The sequence below is a fragment of the Delftia sp. 11MD genome (genome assembly GCF_050907895.1).
Classification (GTDB): domain Bacteria; phylum Pseudomonadota; class Gammaproteobacteria; order Burkholderiales; family Burkholderiaceae_C; genus Comamonas; species Comamonas tsuruhatensis.
This window is the reverse complement of the sequence record NZ_CP194333.1, coordinates 3,639,793-3,653,697: the sequence shown is the minus strand read 5'-3', so window position 1 is coordinate 3,653,697 and position 13,905 is coordinate 3,639,793. Positions and strand designations below refer to the sequence as shown.

At 65.9% G+C, this 13,905-nt stretch carries 13 protein-coding genes; 6 read left to right on the top strand and 7 right to left on the bottom strand.

From position 1 onward, the window contains the following. Positions 1-10: 10 nt before the first annotated feature. Positions 11-709, bottom strand: coding sequence for a hypothetical protein (locus tag ACRSCF_RS16535; RefSeq protein WP_133073015.1), 699 nt, complete (start codon positions 707-709; stop codon positions 11-13). A gap of 149 nt (positions 710-858) precedes the next feature. Between ACRSCF_RS16535 and ACRSCF_RS16530 the strand changes: the two genes are divergently transcribed. Both ACRSCF_RS16530 and ACRSCF_RS16525 read left to right on the top strand, forming a co-directional pair. Beyond that, the gene (locus ACRSCF_RS16530; protein ID WP_244386125.1) at positions 859-1,398 is read left to right on the top strand and encodes an AAA family ATPase; all 540 of its coding nucleotides are present in this window, start codon (positions 859-861) and stop codon (positions 1,396-1,398) included. Next, complete coding sequence (locus ACRSCF_RS16525; protein ID WP_324623370.1) at positions 1,350-1,880, top strand: hypothetical protein; 531 nt, start codon at positions 1,350-1,352, stop codon at positions 1,878-1,880. The genes ACRSCF_RS16530 and ACRSCF_RS16525 overlap by 49 nt, the downstream gene beginning before the upstream one ends. Positions 1,881-1,966: 86 nt before the next feature. Here the strand turns inward: ACRSCF_RS16525 and ACRSCF_RS16520 are convergent, their stop codons facing one another. Continuing rightward, positions 1,967-4,042 carry a pyridoxamine 5'-phosphate oxidase family protein gene (locus tag ACRSCF_RS16520; RefSeq protein ID WP_244386106.1) on the bottom strand — a complete coding sequence of 692 codons (2,076 nt, stop codon included), beginning with the start codon at positions 4,040-4,042 and terminating at the stop codon, positions 1,967-1,969. Positions 4,043-4,088: 46 nt separating this feature from the next. Continuing rightward, positions 4,089-4,700, bottom strand: coding sequence for a glutathione S-transferase family protein (locus ACRSCF_RS16515; protein WP_034363977.1), 612 nt, complete (start codon positions 4,698-4,700; stop codon positions 4,089-4,091). A 201-nt stretch (positions 4,701-4,901) separates the two neighbouring features. Between ACRSCF_RS16515 and ACRSCF_RS16510 the strand changes: the two genes are divergently transcribed. Continuing rightward, entirely contained in the window at positions 4,902-5,801 is a 900-nt protein-coding gene (locus tag ACRSCF_RS16510; protein WP_034363976.1) for a LysR family transcriptional regulator, read from the top strand. Between the two features lie 16 nt (positions 5,802-5,817). Here ACRSCF_RS16510 and ACRSCF_RS16505 read toward each other — a convergent pair whose 3' ends face one another. Further along, complete coding sequence (locus ACRSCF_RS16505) at positions 5,818-6,159, bottom strand: hypothetical protein (protein WP_244386105.1); 342 nt, start codon at positions 6,157-6,159, stop codon at positions 5,818-5,820. A 32-nt stretch (positions 6,160-6,191) separates the two neighbouring features. Between ACRSCF_RS16505 and ACRSCF_RS16500 the strand changes: the two genes are divergently transcribed. The 3 genes from ACRSCF_RS16500 to ACRSCF_RS16490 all read left to right on the top strand — a co-directional run bounded on the left by ACRSCF_RS16500 (position 6,192) and on the right by ACRSCF_RS16490 (position 10,593). Continuing rightward, a complete protein-coding gene (locus ACRSCF_RS16500; protein WP_017405229.1) occupies positions 6,192-7,526 on the top strand; it encodes a sigma-70 family RNA polymerase sigma factor in 1,335 nt (444 codons plus the stop codon). Between the two features lie 186 nt (positions 7,527-7,712). After that, positions 7,713-10,046, top strand: coding sequence for a TonB-dependent siderophore receptor (locus ACRSCF_RS16495; protein ID WP_432675065.1), 2,334 nt, complete (start codon positions 7,713-7,715; stop codon positions 10,044-10,046). A 43-nt stretch (positions 10,047-10,089) separates the two neighbouring features. Next, on the top strand, positions 10,090-10,593 hold the full coding sequence (locus ACRSCF_RS16490; protein WP_017405227.1) for a flavodoxin family protein: 504 nt from the start codon (positions 10,090-10,092) through the stop codon (positions 10,591-10,593). A gap of 58 nt (positions 10,594-10,651) precedes the next feature. On the opposite strand, the gene ACRSCF_RS16485 is transcribed toward ACRSCF_RS16490, so the two are convergent. From ACRSCF_RS16485 to ACRSCF_RS16475, 3 genes are all read right to left on the bottom strand, one after another. After that, entirely contained in the window at positions 10,652-11,704 is a 1,053-nt protein-coding gene (locus tag ACRSCF_RS16485) for a hypothetical protein (RefSeq protein ID WP_267178358.1), read from the bottom strand. Between the two features lie 296 nt (positions 11,705-12,000). Further along, complete coding sequence (locus ACRSCF_RS16480) at positions 12,001-12,468, bottom strand: hypothetical protein (protein ID WP_016452892.1); 468 nt, start codon at positions 12,466-12,468, stop codon at positions 12,001-12,003. A gap of 3 nt (positions 12,469-12,471) precedes the next feature. Further along, positions 12,472-13,080, bottom strand: coding sequence for a peptidoglycan recognition protein family protein (locus tag ACRSCF_RS16475; RefSeq protein ID WP_016446773.1), 609 nt, complete (start codon positions 13,078-13,080; stop codon positions 12,472-12,474). Positions 13,081-13,905 lie beyond the last annotated feature (825 nt).

Sequence of the window (13,905 nt, the reverse complement as noted above, 5' to 3'; positions counted from 1 at the left end):
TGGCACCGCCTCAACTGCACAAGCGCAGATTGGTGCGCGCAGCCTTGAGCATGGGCAGCACCACATCGGCATCGGTGGGTGGATAGGCCTCGCGCAGTTCCTGATCCGTCTTGCCGGCTTCCTCGGCCAGCGGGGCCAGGGTCTGGCGGCAGGCGGCTGCATCGCCCGAGCGAAGCTGCGCCAGCGCCAGGTCGTTGCGCAGCCAGCCCTTGGTAACGCCGGTCAGCACCTCATCGCAGTCCTGCAGCACCGGCGCCAGCGTGGTCAGCGCCAGGCGGTAGTCCTTGGCGTCGTACGCGCGCTTGAAGTTTCTGCGCGATGCGGCAATGGCCTTGTCCGTGCAGCCGGGTGGGGGCCGAAGGTAATCGCCGCCAAACCAGGCCCGCATGCCGCAGAAGTCCCGGCATGCATCGGCGGTGGCCGTGTCGACCCCGACGCGCTGACCGGCAGGCGTGAAGTCCACGGCGCAGGCCGAATTCGCCATCCTGGCCCGGCCGTTGGTGATGGTGCCTTCCAGCTCACAGGTATGGCCGTTGGCACCGACGGTCTGGATATGGAACTTGCCATTGGCCCGCACCACCAGATCGCCACCCCCGCCCTTGCGCACATAGGTGCCTGCTGAGGGCGTGGTGATCTGTGCGCAGGCCAGGCCGATGTGGCAGGTGAGGACCAAGGGCGACAGGCGGAGCAGGCAGTTGGTGAGTTGCATGGGCAGGGCTTTGGATTTGCGGCGTGTACGAGGGCGCAGGAATTGCAGCGAGTGTATCGATCAAGGCCGTTTTGCATGGCGGGTTCGTTTGTCTGCGGACGGTACGGCGCCGTGCCCAGCTACAGTGATCCAGAATCTTGCAGCTCACCATGGACATTACAAAGCACATCAATCCAGACCACTATCTGGAAACCGAACAAGGTCGCCTGTTCACCCCGGAACGCAGTGCTGCCGCATGGGAGTTGGCGTACCGGGACTTGGACAAAGCACTGTCTGCCGGCTCGCCCGCGACCAAGCTCTATGTGGTGGTGGGGGTGCAAGCTGCAGGCAAGAGCAGCTGGATTCAACAGAACGCCGCAGCGTTGGGCGGTGATGCGGTGTTCTTTGATGCCGCCCTTCCGAAGACGGTGCATCGTGAGCGTGCCATTCAGATCGCCAGATCTCATGGGGTGCCGGTAGTCTGTATTTGGCTCAAAGCCGATTTGCAGACCGCCTTGTGGAGGAACACGCAGCGGCGAGCCGATCACCAAGTGCCGGAGCAGGCCATTCGCAGCGTGTTTGCCATGTTCGAGCCGCCGAGTGAGCAGGAAGGGTTCGCGGTAGTCCATATCGACGACACCGAGCCAGCTCCATCCGGCCCATGGGGCCGCGCCAGTTCCCGTCCCTTCAGGATCTCGACCAGCAGGTGATTGTGGGCTGGCGAGCTTGCGAGATGGCGTTGGCCGTAGGCGGCCGCTGGGATATGGATGAATCAGGTCGGCAGCACTGGGTACCTGGCGAAGCAGTCTGGAGTCATCCGCAGGTGCCCTATCTCCAGTTCATCGAGATTTGGCTCCAACTGATGGAAGGACGTGTCTGGTCAATGCTTTCCCGTATCGACGATGGCAGCGGGTTTCACGGCCTGTACCTTGTGACTCCAGAGGCGTCTGAGTCGGGTCCCGGCGTGCCTGCATCCATTGGTTACCGTGACCGACTGCTGGCTGAGTTGCCCTTGGGTCTTGTGCGGATAAAAGACATGCGCCGGGATGCAGATGGCTTTGTCGTGGAGATGTGCATGCACATCGGCCAGAAAGTGGTTCGGTTCCTGTCAGGGGAGGTCTATGAGCGGGGTCAGGGCCTGTTTGAAGTCATAGAGCTTGATGAATCGATACTCGTCCAGATAGAAAGCTAGATGCAGCGAGGCATTGGGCAGCAATCGCTGATGTGCCTTTTGCCGTCGGTATGTCCTGATGTGGAAAGCGCGCAGAGACAGGCTCCTCACAACGCCAGATGCAAAGCCTCCCCCGTCCCCTGCGCAGGCACGGCGCAGCAGATCAGGGCCTCGCCTGCTGGCACGGCGAAGGAAGGTGGCGAGGCATAGGTCACCCCGCCCTGCAGCACACGCGTGCGGCAGTCGCCGCAGCTGCCGCCCCGGCAGCCGAAGGCGGGCTCCAGCCCCCGGGCCTCGGCCACTTCGAGCAGGCTGCCGTCGCCGGGCTTCCAGCGCGCTTCCTTGGCCGAGTCGGCAAAGATGATGCGGACAGGCTGTGTGGCGGGTGCCGGCAGTTCGGCGGCGGGGGGTGCACCGGCCATGGAGCGCTTCAGGGCCGAGGGACCGAAGGCTTCTGCGTGGATGCGCTCGTCGGGCACGTTGCGTTCGCGCAGGCCGTCATAGGTGGCCGGCATGAAGGCGTCCGGGCCGCAGAGGTAGAAGTCGTAGTCGTCCCAGGGCAGGGTGGCTTTCAGCAGGGCCATGTCGATGTGGCCCTCATGGTCGTAGTCGCGGCCGGCCTTTGCCGTGCCGGGCTGGCTGAGCGTTCGCACCCAGTGCACCTCGGCATTGCCGGCCTTCACCAGTTCGGCAATCTCCGTGTCAAAGGCCCGTTCGCTGCGCGTGCGAGCCGCCTGGAACAGCCAGGTGGGCCGCAGGCTGCGGGTGCGCCGGCCTTCGTGGACGATGTGGCGCAGCATGGCCAGCAAGGGCGTGATGCCTATGCCCGCGGCCAGCAGCACGGCGGGGCGGCGCAGGGCCGCATCGGCGGTGAAGCTTCCAGCGGGCGGGCGGGCCTCGACCAGATCGCCGGGCTTCAGGCCATGCAGATGGCTGGATGCGCGGCCTTGCCTCTTGACGCTGATGCGCAAGCGCCCGTCCGAAGGCGCCAGCGACAGCGTATAGGTGCGCTGCAGATGGCTGCCGTCCGCCAGCGTGAGGCGCAGCGGCAGGTGCTGGCCGGCCAGGGGAGCCACCGTGGCCATGCCATCGGCCGGCTCCAGGTAGAGCGAGCGGATGGTGGAACTCTCATCCACGGCCTGCGCCACCCGGAACGGTCGCCACTGCCGCCCCAGCCGGGCGGCGGCCAGGCGCTGGCTGGCATCGGCCCAGCTTCCGGTCATCTGCAGGTGGGGCGACCAGCCGTCGGCCGCCATGCTCCAGCGCAGCGGCAGGGCGTCGGGCCGGCGCACGATGCGGCGGGGCTTGAAGGTCCACAGGCGCTCGGCGCCCTCGAAGGCGGCGATTTCCGGGGAGTCGAGGATGACGCTGGCCTCGCCCGTCATCTGCAGCATTTCCCCGGTTTCGGAGTCGATGAACAGCAGGCCCGCCTTGGGATTGACCAGGAAGTTGCCCAGGGTCATGAAGAACAGGTTGCCCGAGAAGTCGGGGATGGTCAGCGTTCCATCGGCGTCGATCCGCACAAAGCCCGGCTTGCCGCCACGGTGGGAGACATCGACCTGGCGCAGGCCATCCTCCCCATCAACGTAGGACGCCACGTAGAACGTATCCGCCTGCGTAATCAGGGCCTGTGCGCGCGGGTCCAGCGATGCCAGTTCGACCGCCGGCACCTGCGTAGGCTCCCCGGCAGGCCGGACAAACCGGACGCTGCGGTTCTGGATATAGCGCGGGCAGTTGCCGAAGCTCTGGACTACGCCGATGTCGAAGGCGCCCGCCCCATCAACGCCCGCCTTGCGCCGCACCGTGCCGTTGAGCCGGTTTCGCCGGCGCGTCATGGGGTCCATGCCCAGCAGGCCCACGGCATGGCCGTCGCCCAGGCCCGGCTCGGCCGGGTCGGCCGCATCGCGGCCCGCCGCCACATGCAGGGTCGATGGATCGGGAGAGTGCAGGAAGCCCGGCTCGCCGGCCCGTACCGTGGCCCAGGCGTCGCCTTGCGCATCCACGCTGCCCAGCACCACGAAATGCAGCAGCGGGTAGAACTCGCGGTGCTGGTCCAGCAGGAAGGGGCGCACAAACTTGCGGCCCGGCATGTCCATGCGGTCCACGACGCCAACGCTGTGCTGGATTGCCAGTTCGCCCGCATGCCAGGGCGAGGCGGGGTTTTGCAGGGGTTGCGGGTGCATGGTGCGCTCCTTTGCCGGGGTTTCAGGTGAGGTGTGGCTCAGGCGCTCAGGCCCGCAGGCCGGCCGGTGTCTGGGCGAATGCCACGAAGCCCGGCAGCGCCTCGATGCGGCCGAGCCAGGCGCGCACTTCGCGGTAGGGTTGCAGGTCCACATTGCCCTCGGGCGCGCTGGCGATGTAGCTGTACAGGGCCACGTCGGCAATCGTGGGCGCGCTGCCGGTGAGAAAGGGGCGGGTGGTCAATTGCGCCTCGATCTTGCCGAGGATGGCGTGGGCGCGGGCTATCACTTCCTCGGCCTGGAAGGGGGCCTTGAACACCGTGACCAGCCGGGCCGCCGCCGGGCCGAAGGCGATGGGGCCGGCGGCAATGCTCAGCCATTTCTGGATCTCGGCCTCGGCCCGGGCGCCCAGGGGCATCCAGTCCTGGCGGTCCAGCTTGCGCGCCAGGTAGACCAGGATGGCGTTGGAGTCGGCAATCACCGTGCCGTTGTCGTCCAGCACCGGCACCTGGCCCAGCGGGTTCAGCGCCAGGAACTCGGGCTTCTTCTGCGCGCCGTTGGCCAGATCCACGTGGACCAACTCATGCTCCACGCCCAGCAGGCCGAGGAAGAGGCGGGCGCGATGGGCGTGGCCGGACAGGGGAAAGTGGTAGAGCTTCATTGCGGTTCCTTGGGGGTGGTGAAGGCGCCGGTTGTCGGCGCCACGGGACGTATCCTCCTTCTCCGTCCGCATCTTTAGAATCCCCGGCGATGGCAAGTCACTCTTGCGGGAACGCGAACAAAGCGCCGGCGCAAACCTGGGCAGTCCTGCGCGGGCCGCTCGCAGCCGGGCAGACATACGACACAGACAAGGCAGGCACAGATGGATCGCTTCCAGTCCATGACGGCATTTCTCGCAGTGGTGGACACGGGCGGCTTCGCCTCGGCCGCACGTCGGCTCAAGGTCTCGCCCTCGGTGGTGACGCGCGCGGTTTCCGACCTGGAGGAGCGCCTGGGCGTGCGCCTGCTCACGCGCACCACACGCTTCGTGCGCGTGACCGAGGCCGGCACGGCCTACGCCGACAGCTGCCGCCGCATCCTGGCCGAGCTGGAAGAGGCCGACGAGCATGCCGCCAGCGCCCACGTCGCACCGCGCGGCCGGCTCACGCTCACGGCGCCCGTGAACTTCGGGCGCATGCACGTGCTGCCCGTGGTGCACGACTACCTGGGCCGGTTTCCCGAGGTGGACGTCAACTGCTGGTTTGTGGACCGCGTGGTCAGCCTGGTGGACGAGGGCGTGGACGTGGCCGTGCGCATCGGCGATCTGCCCGACTCCTCGCTGCAGGCCATCCGCGTGGGCAGCGTGCGGCAGGTGCTGTGCGCTTCGCCCGCATACCTGGCCAGCCACGGCGTGCCCCAGCGGCCCGAGGAGCTAGCGCAGCACACCACCATCACCGCATCCGGCCTCACCTCCACGCCCGAATGGCGGTTTCTTGAAGGCGACAAGGCCCTGGCCGTGCGCCTTCAGCCGCGCCTCATGTCCATGACCAACGAGGCTGCGGCAGACTGCGCCCTGGCCGGGCAAGGCATCACGCGCCTGCCGCTCTACCAGATCGCCAAGCCCGTGCAGGACGGCGCACTGCGCCTGGTGCTGGAGCCCTTTGAGCGGCCGCCGCTACCGATTCATGTGGTGCACCGGGAAGGGCGCCATGCCGCGCACCGCGTGAGGGCGTTCATCGACATGGCGGTGGATGCGCTGCGGGTGGCGGCGTTGAAGTGGTAGCGGGGCCGAGACTTCGCTACCGCACGGCCGTGGCCTCGACCCAGACCGTCTGCCCCGGATGGTGTTCCTCAATGGTGGACACGGCATCGTCGATCAAAACGCGGTCCTCCAGTGAGTAGGCAAAGCGGCTGAGGTTGGGCCATTGTCGGGCGGCGTAGTCGGCCTCGGAAATCGCATCGCTGCCGCACCAGACGGAGTCGTTTTCGGTGGCGGCGCGAAGTGCCTGTGCCAAGCCGGTAGACGTGATCGCCAGGAAGATCATGGGCATGTGGTCCGGATGTTGACGGTTGGACAGTTTGCCTTCGATGGCCAGTCCGCCGAGCCAGCCTGGATCAAACAAAATTAGAATGATAGTCATTCTCGTTATCGATTTATCACCTCCCCCCGGCCATGCCCACCCCTTCCGCTTCCTGGACCGCTGCGCGCTGGCACCAGCTTTTCTGTGCCTGCCAGCAGCAACTGGTGGCCTATCTGGCCGGCAAGACCGGCAGCCGTGATGAGGCGCAGGAACTGGCCCAGGAAACCTGGCTGCGCCTGGCCGATGCGCCGCCGCAGCTGCCCGATGGCAGCTCGCCCACGCTCGAAGCCGCGCGGGCCTACCTGTTTGCCACGGCCAAGCATCTGGCCATAGACCGGCTGCGCCAGCGCGGTGCGCAGCAGCGCTGCATGGACGACTGGGCGCAATTGCAGCCCGAGGCCGAAGGCGATGTGGCCGACCGCGCCATGTACCGGCAGGCACTGGCTGTGGTGGAGCGCACGATTGCAGACCTGCCCGAGCGCATGCAGGCCGCCTTGCTGGCCCACCGCCTGCATGGCGAGCGGCAGGCCGACATCGCCCGGCGCCTGCAGGTCTCCCTGAACACCGTGGAGCGTGACCTGATGCAGGCCGATGCCTGCCTGGAAGCCGCCTTGCTGCGCTGGCGCGGCGGGGTGGAGGCGGGCTTGCAGGCCTCTTCCAGAAAGCGGCGGCGGCGTGCCCTTGGCGCACTGCTGGGCGTGGCCGGCATGGCCTGCGCGGCCTGGCCCGCCTGGCAGATGTGGAGCCGCCGCGTGCTGTGGCAAGGTGAACTGGCCAGCGCCACGGGCGTGCAGCGCAGCCTGGAGCTGCCCGATGGCAGCGTGCTGCGCGTGGACGCCGCCAGCCGCGTGGCGCTGGCCTACCGTGCTGACCTGCGACAGGCGCGGCTGCTGGAAGGCGCCGCCTTCTTTGCCGTGGCGCGCGATGCGGCACGGCCCTTTGTGGTGGAGGCCGGCCCCCTGCGCGTGACCGTGCTGGGCACGCGTTTTGGCGTGGAACTGGAGCCCGATGCGTTGCGCGTGCAGGTGGAGTCGGGCCAGGTGCGGGTGGAGCATGCGGCCACCGGACGCAGCCAGTTGCTGCAGGACAGCCAGTCGCTGCGCATTCCCCTGGACGGCGGTGCGGGAGATGCCGATGGCGCTGCCTGGCAGCCGCAGCTCCAGCAACGGCCCGCGGCCTGGCGCGAGGGCGAACTGGTCTTCGAGCAGGAGCCGCTGGGCCGCGTCGTCCACCGTCTGGGCCGCTACACGCGGCGCCGCCTGGTGGTGGAGGAGGGCGCGGCGCAACTGGCCATCAGCGGCCATGTGCGCATTGCCCAGACCGAGCGATGGTTGCGCGGGCTGCCGCAGTTCGCCCCGGTGCAGGTCAGCGTGCTGGACGACGGCGGCCTGCGGATTGCGCGGCGCGGCGGGCGCGCGGAGCCGTGAAGTTTTTTTCAGGGTTTTTGGGAGTGACTCGTATTTGCATATGAAAGGCCGGGCGCCCTGCCTGTGCCGGCGATTCGCAATGAGCCTGTCTTCCAGAAAGTCCTTATGTCCGCTCCCAAGTCCTCCCGATTCCGATTCCGATTCCGCCTCCGCCGCACAGCGGTTTTTCATGCATGTGCAGGCCTGGTGCTGGGCCTGCAACTGCAGTTGGCCGCCGCGCAATCGGTGTCCTTCGACGTGCCGGCCCAGCCGCTGGCCCAGGCGCTGAGCCTGTTTGCGCGCCAGGCGGGGCTGCAGCTCACCTACTCCTCCGAACTGGTGCAGGGCCGGCAGGCCCCGGCGCTCAACGGCAGCCACGATGTGCGCCAGGGCCTGGCGGCATTGCTGCAGGACAGCGGCCTGCAGGGCCGCATCGAGGGCGGCACGCTGACGCTGCTTCCCGCTGCGGCCAACGCGCCTGAGAATGCGCACCGCCTGTCCGAGATCACCGTGACGGCCGGTGACCAGTATGTGAGCCTGCTGCCCGCACCCTACGCCGGCGGGCAGGTGGCCAAGGGCGTGCGCCTGGGCGTGCTGGGCAATACCGGCAACATGCAGGCGCCGTTCAGCACCACCAGCTACACGTCCGAGGCCGTGCGCAACCAGCAGGCCGGCACCATTGCCGAGGCGGTGAACCGCGACCCTTCCGTGCGCTGCACCGTGCTGCCGGGCGGCAACGTGGACAACCTCTATATCCGGGGCTTTCCGATCTGGGAAGGCAACTCGGGCGAGATCGCCTTTGACGGCATCTACGGCATTGCCCCCAACTACCGCGTGCGCACCGAGTACGTGGACCGCATCGAGGTGGTCAAGGGGCCCGGCGCGCTGCTGTTCGGCATGTCGCCCAACGGCTCCGTGGGCGGGGTGATCAACATCGCTCCCAAGCGCGCCAACGAAGACGTGGCGCGGCTGACCACGGGCTGGACTTCGGACAGCCTCTGGCGAGCCCACGCCGACGTGGGCCGGCGCTTTGGCGACGAGGCCCAGTACGGCATTCGCGTCAACGCCAGCAAGTACGGTGGCGATACGTCCATGGACCATCAAAACACCGACGGCCATGTGCTGGCCGTGGCGCTGGACTACGAGGTGGAGCGCTTCCGCGCCACGTTGGACCTGCTCTCGCAGGACGAGCGCATCGACGGCGTGGGCCGGCCCATCATGCCCACGGGGCTCACCTCCATGCCTGCTGCGCCGGATGGCCGGCGCAACGTGACCCAGCCCTGGGAATGGTCCAGGAACCGCGAGCGCGCCGTGCTGCTGCGCACCGAGCTGGACCTCACGCAGCAGCTCACGCTGTTCGCCAACATCGGCCAGTCGCGCGCCAATGTGGACCGCATCTATGACTCCGCCCCGCGCCTGACCAGTGCTGCGGGTGCCACCAGCATCACGCCCACCTATGCGGTGTTCGACGTGGACCGCAGCACCATCGACGCGGGCCTGCGCTCGCGCTTTGCGCTGGCCGGTGTCAAGCATTCGGTCACGCTGCAGCTGGCCAGCTACCGCGAGGATTTCCACCGTGCGCTGCAGGCGGGCTCGGCGGTGGCGTCCAATATCTATGCGCCTGTTGCCCATGCGCCGCAAAGCATTGCGCGGCCTTCGGCCATTCCGCGCATTCATGACAACCGCAACACCAGCCTGGCCCTGGTGGACACGCTTTCGCTGCTGCAGGACAGGCTGCAACTGTCGCTGGGCCTGCGCCACCAGGCCATCAAGTCCACCAACTACAACGTGCTCACAGGCGGCACCGCCAATGTCTACGACGAGAGCGTGACCACGCCCGCCGTGGGCGTGGTCTGGCGCCAGGCGCCCAACTGGAGCCTCTACGCCAACTACATCGAAGGCCTGAGCAAGGGCGACATCGCCCCGCCCGCCGCCAGCAACTACGGCGAGGTGCTGCGCCCCTACAAGAGCCGCCAGTACGAAGTGGGCAGCAAGTACGACTTCGGCAGCTTCATGGCCACGGCCGCCCTGTTCAGCATTGAAAAACCCAGTGGCGGCCTGGATCAGGGCGTCTACAAGACCAACGGCGAGCAGCGCAACCTGGGCATGGAGCTGTATGCCTACGGCGAGGCCGCACGCGGCCTGCGCCTGCTGGGAGGCGTGACCTGGCTCAAGCCCGAGATCACGCGCTCGGCCACGCCTGCGCTGGTGGGCAACCGGCCCATTGGTACCTCGCGCCTGCTGGCCAACCTGGGCGTGGAATGGGATGTGCCCGCCCTTGAGGGCCTGACCCTGGTCGGCGACCTGGCCTACACCGGCGCCCAGTTCGTGGACCAAGCCAACCGCCTGCGCATCCCGGGTTGGACACGCACCGACCTGGGCCTGCGCTACGCCACCCGCATCGCAGGCCGCAAGACCACGCTGCGCGCCACGGTGCAGAACGTGGCCGACCGCAAGGCCTGGGCCGGCGTCACGTCCTGGGGTGCCGTCTCGCCGATGATTCCGCGCACCTTCGTGGTGTCGGCTTCGGTGGATTTCTGAGGTCGGCGCGGTGGCTGGGCGGGCCGCGCTCTATGCTTGAGGCATGAACGCAAGCAAGACCCTGCTGATCGTCTACCACTCCATGACCGGCGGCACCCGCCAGATGGCCGAGGCCGCGCGCGACGGCGCAGCGGCCGAAGGCCAGGGCGTGCAGGTGCGCCTGCTGCACGCCTGCGAGGCCGGCCCGGACGATGTGCTGTCCGCCGACGGCTACCTCTTCGCCACCCCGGAAAACCTGGCCGCCATCAGCGGCCAGCTCAAGGACTTCTTCGACCGCAGCTACTACGCGGCGCTGGACCGCATCAATGGCCGGCCCTATGCCAGCCTCATCTGCGCCGGCAGCGACGGCCAGAATGCGGCCCGCCAGATCGCCCGCATCGCCACCGGCTGGCGCCTCAAGCCCGTGGCCGAGCCCCTGATCATCTGCACCCACGCCCAGACCACCGAAGCCATCCTGGCGCCCAAGCAGATTGCCGCAGCTGAGCTGGAGCAGTGCCGGGCGTTGGGGGAGGCGATGGGGGCGGGGCTGGCGCTGGGGGTGTTTTGAGGGTTGCCAGCATCTTGGGTGCCCTACATTTCTTGGTGGCCCGGTCGCCCGGTGTGGCTCAGCCGAACAGGCGCGACCAGAATCCGCCTTTTCCACCCACCTGCTGCCGGGCTCCCTGCATGTGGGCGCGTATGCCGAGCAATTGGGCATCGTCCGGATCGTGGCGCAGGGCGATCTCGACCAGTTCAGGCTGAAGGTGCGAGGCCTTGAGCTGGCCCAGGGCCCTGAGGGCGGTGACCTTGTGCGCATGAACGAAGCTCATGCTGCGAACTTCCCATTGCGCTTGCTGTTGCTGAGACGAAAGCTGCGCATAGCGGCGCTCTGCTTCGGCCACGATGTCGAGGACGTCCTGGTGGTGGCTGGTCTCGTTGAGATAGGCGCACGCGGTCTGCGCGCAGTCCAGATACAGGCCGGTGTCAAGCGCGTAGTCCTCCATCAGCAGCAGGGACAGGTCGGTGGCTTGCTTGCGGTTCCCCAGTTGCCGATAGGCATGGCGCAGGTTTTCCAGCAGGGCCTGGAAACAGGTCTGCTGCAGCCCGGCTTCGAGGACGGCGGCCGCCTGCTCGTACTGTTCCTGCGCGTTGTACAGCACGCCCAGGTTGTTGCAGCACATGGCATAGGTGTGGATGTCCAGCGCGGCGGGCGCGGCCTCCTGGCCGTTTGCCGGCGTGCCGGCGCTGGCGAAGCGCTCCAGACAGCGTTCGTAGAGTGTGGTCTGCAGGCGCTCGATTTCCTGCAGGGCTGCTGCATCCGTGTCGGGGCGCTTCCACTTGCCCACGGTCACGCCGGCCGTGTAGTAGTCGGGTGCCGCCGGGCTATCAGCCAACTCGGGATAGGAAAAGATGCTGCGCCAGGGCACGGCATGCTCCATCTCGAAAATGCGGGCTTGCAAGTCCGCCTGGGGCTGCAAGGCATGAGACTTGCGGTAGGCGGCCAGCGCGGGCTCGGGTTCGTCCAGCCAATAGTGGGCACTGCCCAAATAGCGGTGTCCATAGGCATTGCCTGGTGACATTGCCAGTGCGCGCTGCGCCCATTCGCCGACCTGGCGCAATGCCGCACTGCGGTCCTCGGTGAATTGGTCACTGGAATCGAGATACACCAGGCACAGCATCAGCCATGACCATTCGCTACCCTGGCCTGATTCGGCAGTGGCCCGAATGCTGGCCAAGAGGCTGGCAATCGCTTCATTGTCCAGATGGCTGAAAACCGTGGTGCCAGACCATAGCGCATGCATTCGCGCGTGGTCGCCCTGGCTGAGGGCATGCATTCCTTGGGAAATCAGTCGTTCCATGGTCTGTTGGGAATATTGTGGGAGGCGCCATCGTATCCGCTGTGTTTGACAGGAGGATGGGGCACCACTCAATGGGAGCGATAAGACGCCCGTGCAGACAATGTCTGAACAACAGGTCAAAGCCCCGTCAACTGCGGCAATGCCTTCTCGCAGGCCTTGCGGCACAGGTAGCGCAGGTCCTGTTCACCATCTTCACTGCGCAGGTAGCCGGCGCCGGCGGCGTTGATGTTCCATTCATAGACCTTGCCCGAGCGCAGCAGCCGTCCGCTGAAACTGCAGGGCAGGATGATGGATTCCTCGTGGAAGCTGCCAGCCGAGACTTGCTTTGCCGTCGCGAAATAGCGGGCCACGTCGGTGGCGTCCAGGCTGACTTTCTCGCAGCCCATGGTCTCGCCCGTGCCTACGGAACGGGTGACCGGGCCGATGACGGAAATGGGCGCCGCCTTGGCCGCGTGTTTGTGCGTGGGCGTGGATGTGGATGTAGATGAGGCCTGCAGCGGCGCATGCAGGCACAGCATCACGGCAGCCCAGGCGGCAATGCGCAGGCTGCGAGAGGGATTGTTGAAAAGCTGGCTGGATGGCATGGCTCAGGCTCCCGTGAAGATGTAGCGCAGCAATTGGGCGCCTTCGGTCGCTTCCTTGCGGGCAATGGCGCCGTGGGAGTAGACATCGGACAGCAGCTTGAGCTTGTAGTGGTCCACCAATTGCTGGGTCAGCCATTTGGTCTGGAACAGCTGCGATTGGGTGGGCGCCTCGTAATCCTTGGTCGATGGCAGGAAGCGGCCCACCACCTCGATGCCCACGGAGTCGCTGTTGGCCGGATAACGCAACGGATAGGCCTTTGTGTTCTCGTGCGATGACACATTCTTGGCCCGCTTGCTGAAGCTCAGGCCCTTTTGGTGCAGCAGGGCATTGATGTTCTTGAGTTCCGTGGGATCGCAGGTGCTCTCGTTGACGCAGCGCGGCTGAAGAATTCCCACATGCCAGCAGATGCGCTCAAGGCTGGCCGTCTGGTAGATCTTGCCGTCCTTCTCGATCAGAAAGTGCGCCCCCGTCTTCTGGCCGCTCTTGTAGGCATTGAGCACGCTGGCGGCCGTGGACGAGTCAGTGCGGTGCAGCACGATGGAGGTGACGGACAGCAAGGCGCCGTGCTCTATGGACGGATAGGTCTTGACTTCGACGCTTTTGTCTACCATCAATCCTTTTTCGATAGTGGCCAATTATTTCTCCCTCTTTATTCCGACTGGTTGGTTGCGGCTGGCTGGAAAACCGGCACAGCATACAGGTTTATTAGATAGAAATAATTCGAAATGTACGACAGACTTTGTTGATTGAAATATGTTGAAACAATTGACTTGGGTTCATGAAGGATTGATGAATCGCAGAAATGTCCTGCATTCCGTCACGCCCAGTGGCAGCGAAGTGCACCGGCCTGCGCGGTGACCCATGAAAGCGCCGCAATTGGATGCGCCGGCAGCAGACCAATGGCAAGGTCGAGAAGTTCATTCAGTGGATGCTTCGCGAATGAGACTATGGCTGGGCGTACCTGAACTCAGCCGAGTGGACTAATGCCTTTTCTATCTGGCAGCACCTACAACAGGCAGAGATTGCACAGCGACATCGGAGGCGTCGTCCTGATGTCCAGGCTCAAATCTGCAAACAACCTATTGTCGGTTCACGTCTAGTTGTATTAGATAAATTTCGCCTTGCAAGCCGCAGGTGCAGTCCTGGATATGGTGCCGGTACCTGATATCCAGTCTGTCAAGGACGCTTTCGCAGGCCGGGAAGTTGCATCCGTGCCTGAGCTTTTGCAGTCGTCTTGCTAACAGGTTTGAAGAAGACCCATCAGCCAGCGCGCAGAACGTCCGGACAGCAGCCATTGGGCGCCATTAAAGCAGCGATCCTGGGCAGAAGGGGCAGCTTGTCCAGCATCATGGCGGCGAGCAAGAGGGCCAGGGCGGCGGCGCCGCGCAGCACGCGGCCTCAGACGGGGAGATTTCGCTTCAGGCAGAACATGGACG

Coding starts and splice junctions, on each gene's coding strand:
- ACRSCF_RS16535 (WP_133073015.1), bottom strand. CDS start 709: ATGCAACTCACCAACTGCCTGCTCCGCCTGTCGCCCTTGGTCCTCACC.
- ACRSCF_RS16530 (WP_244386125.1), top strand. CDS start 859: ATGGACATTACAAAGCACATCAATCCAGACCACTATCTGGAAACCGAA.
- ACRSCF_RS16525 (WP_324623370.1), top strand. CDS start 1,350: ATGGGGCCGCGCCAGTTCCCGTCCCTTCAGGATCTCGACCAGCAGGTG.
- ACRSCF_RS16520 (WP_244386106.1), bottom strand. CDS start 4,042: ATGCACCCGCAACCCCTGCAAAACCCCGCCTCGCCCTGGCATGCGGGC.
- ACRSCF_RS16515 (WP_034363977.1), bottom strand. CDS start 4,700: ATGAAGCTCTACCACTTTCCCCTGTCCGGCCACGCCCATCGCGCCCGC.
- ACRSCF_RS16510 (WP_034363976.1), top strand. CDS start 4,902: ATGGATCGCTTCCAGTCCATGACGGCATTTCTCGCAGTGGTGGACACG.
- ACRSCF_RS16505 (WP_244386105.1), bottom strand. CDS start 6,159: ATGACTATCATTCTAATTTTGTTTGATCCAGGCTGGCTCGGCGGACTG.
- ACRSCF_RS16500 (WP_017405229.1), top strand. CDS start 6,192: ATGCCCACCCCTTCCGCTTCCTGGACCGCTGCGCGCTGGCACCAGCTT.
- ACRSCF_RS16490 (WP_017405227.1), top strand. CDS start 10,090: ATGAACGCAAGCAAGACCCTGCTGATCGTCTACCACTCCATGACCGGC.
- ACRSCF_RS16485 (WP_267178358.1), bottom strand. CDS start 11,704: ATGCTGTGCCTGGTGTATCTCGATTCCAGTGACCAATTCACCGAGGAC.
- ACRSCF_RS16480 (WP_016452892.1), bottom strand. CDS start 12,468: ATGCCATCCAGCCAGCTTTTCAACAATCCCTCTCGCAGCCTGCGCATT.
- ACRSCF_RS16475 (WP_016446773.1), bottom strand. CDS start 13,080: ATGGTAGACAAAAGCGTCGAAGTCAAGACCTATCCGTCCATAGAGCAC.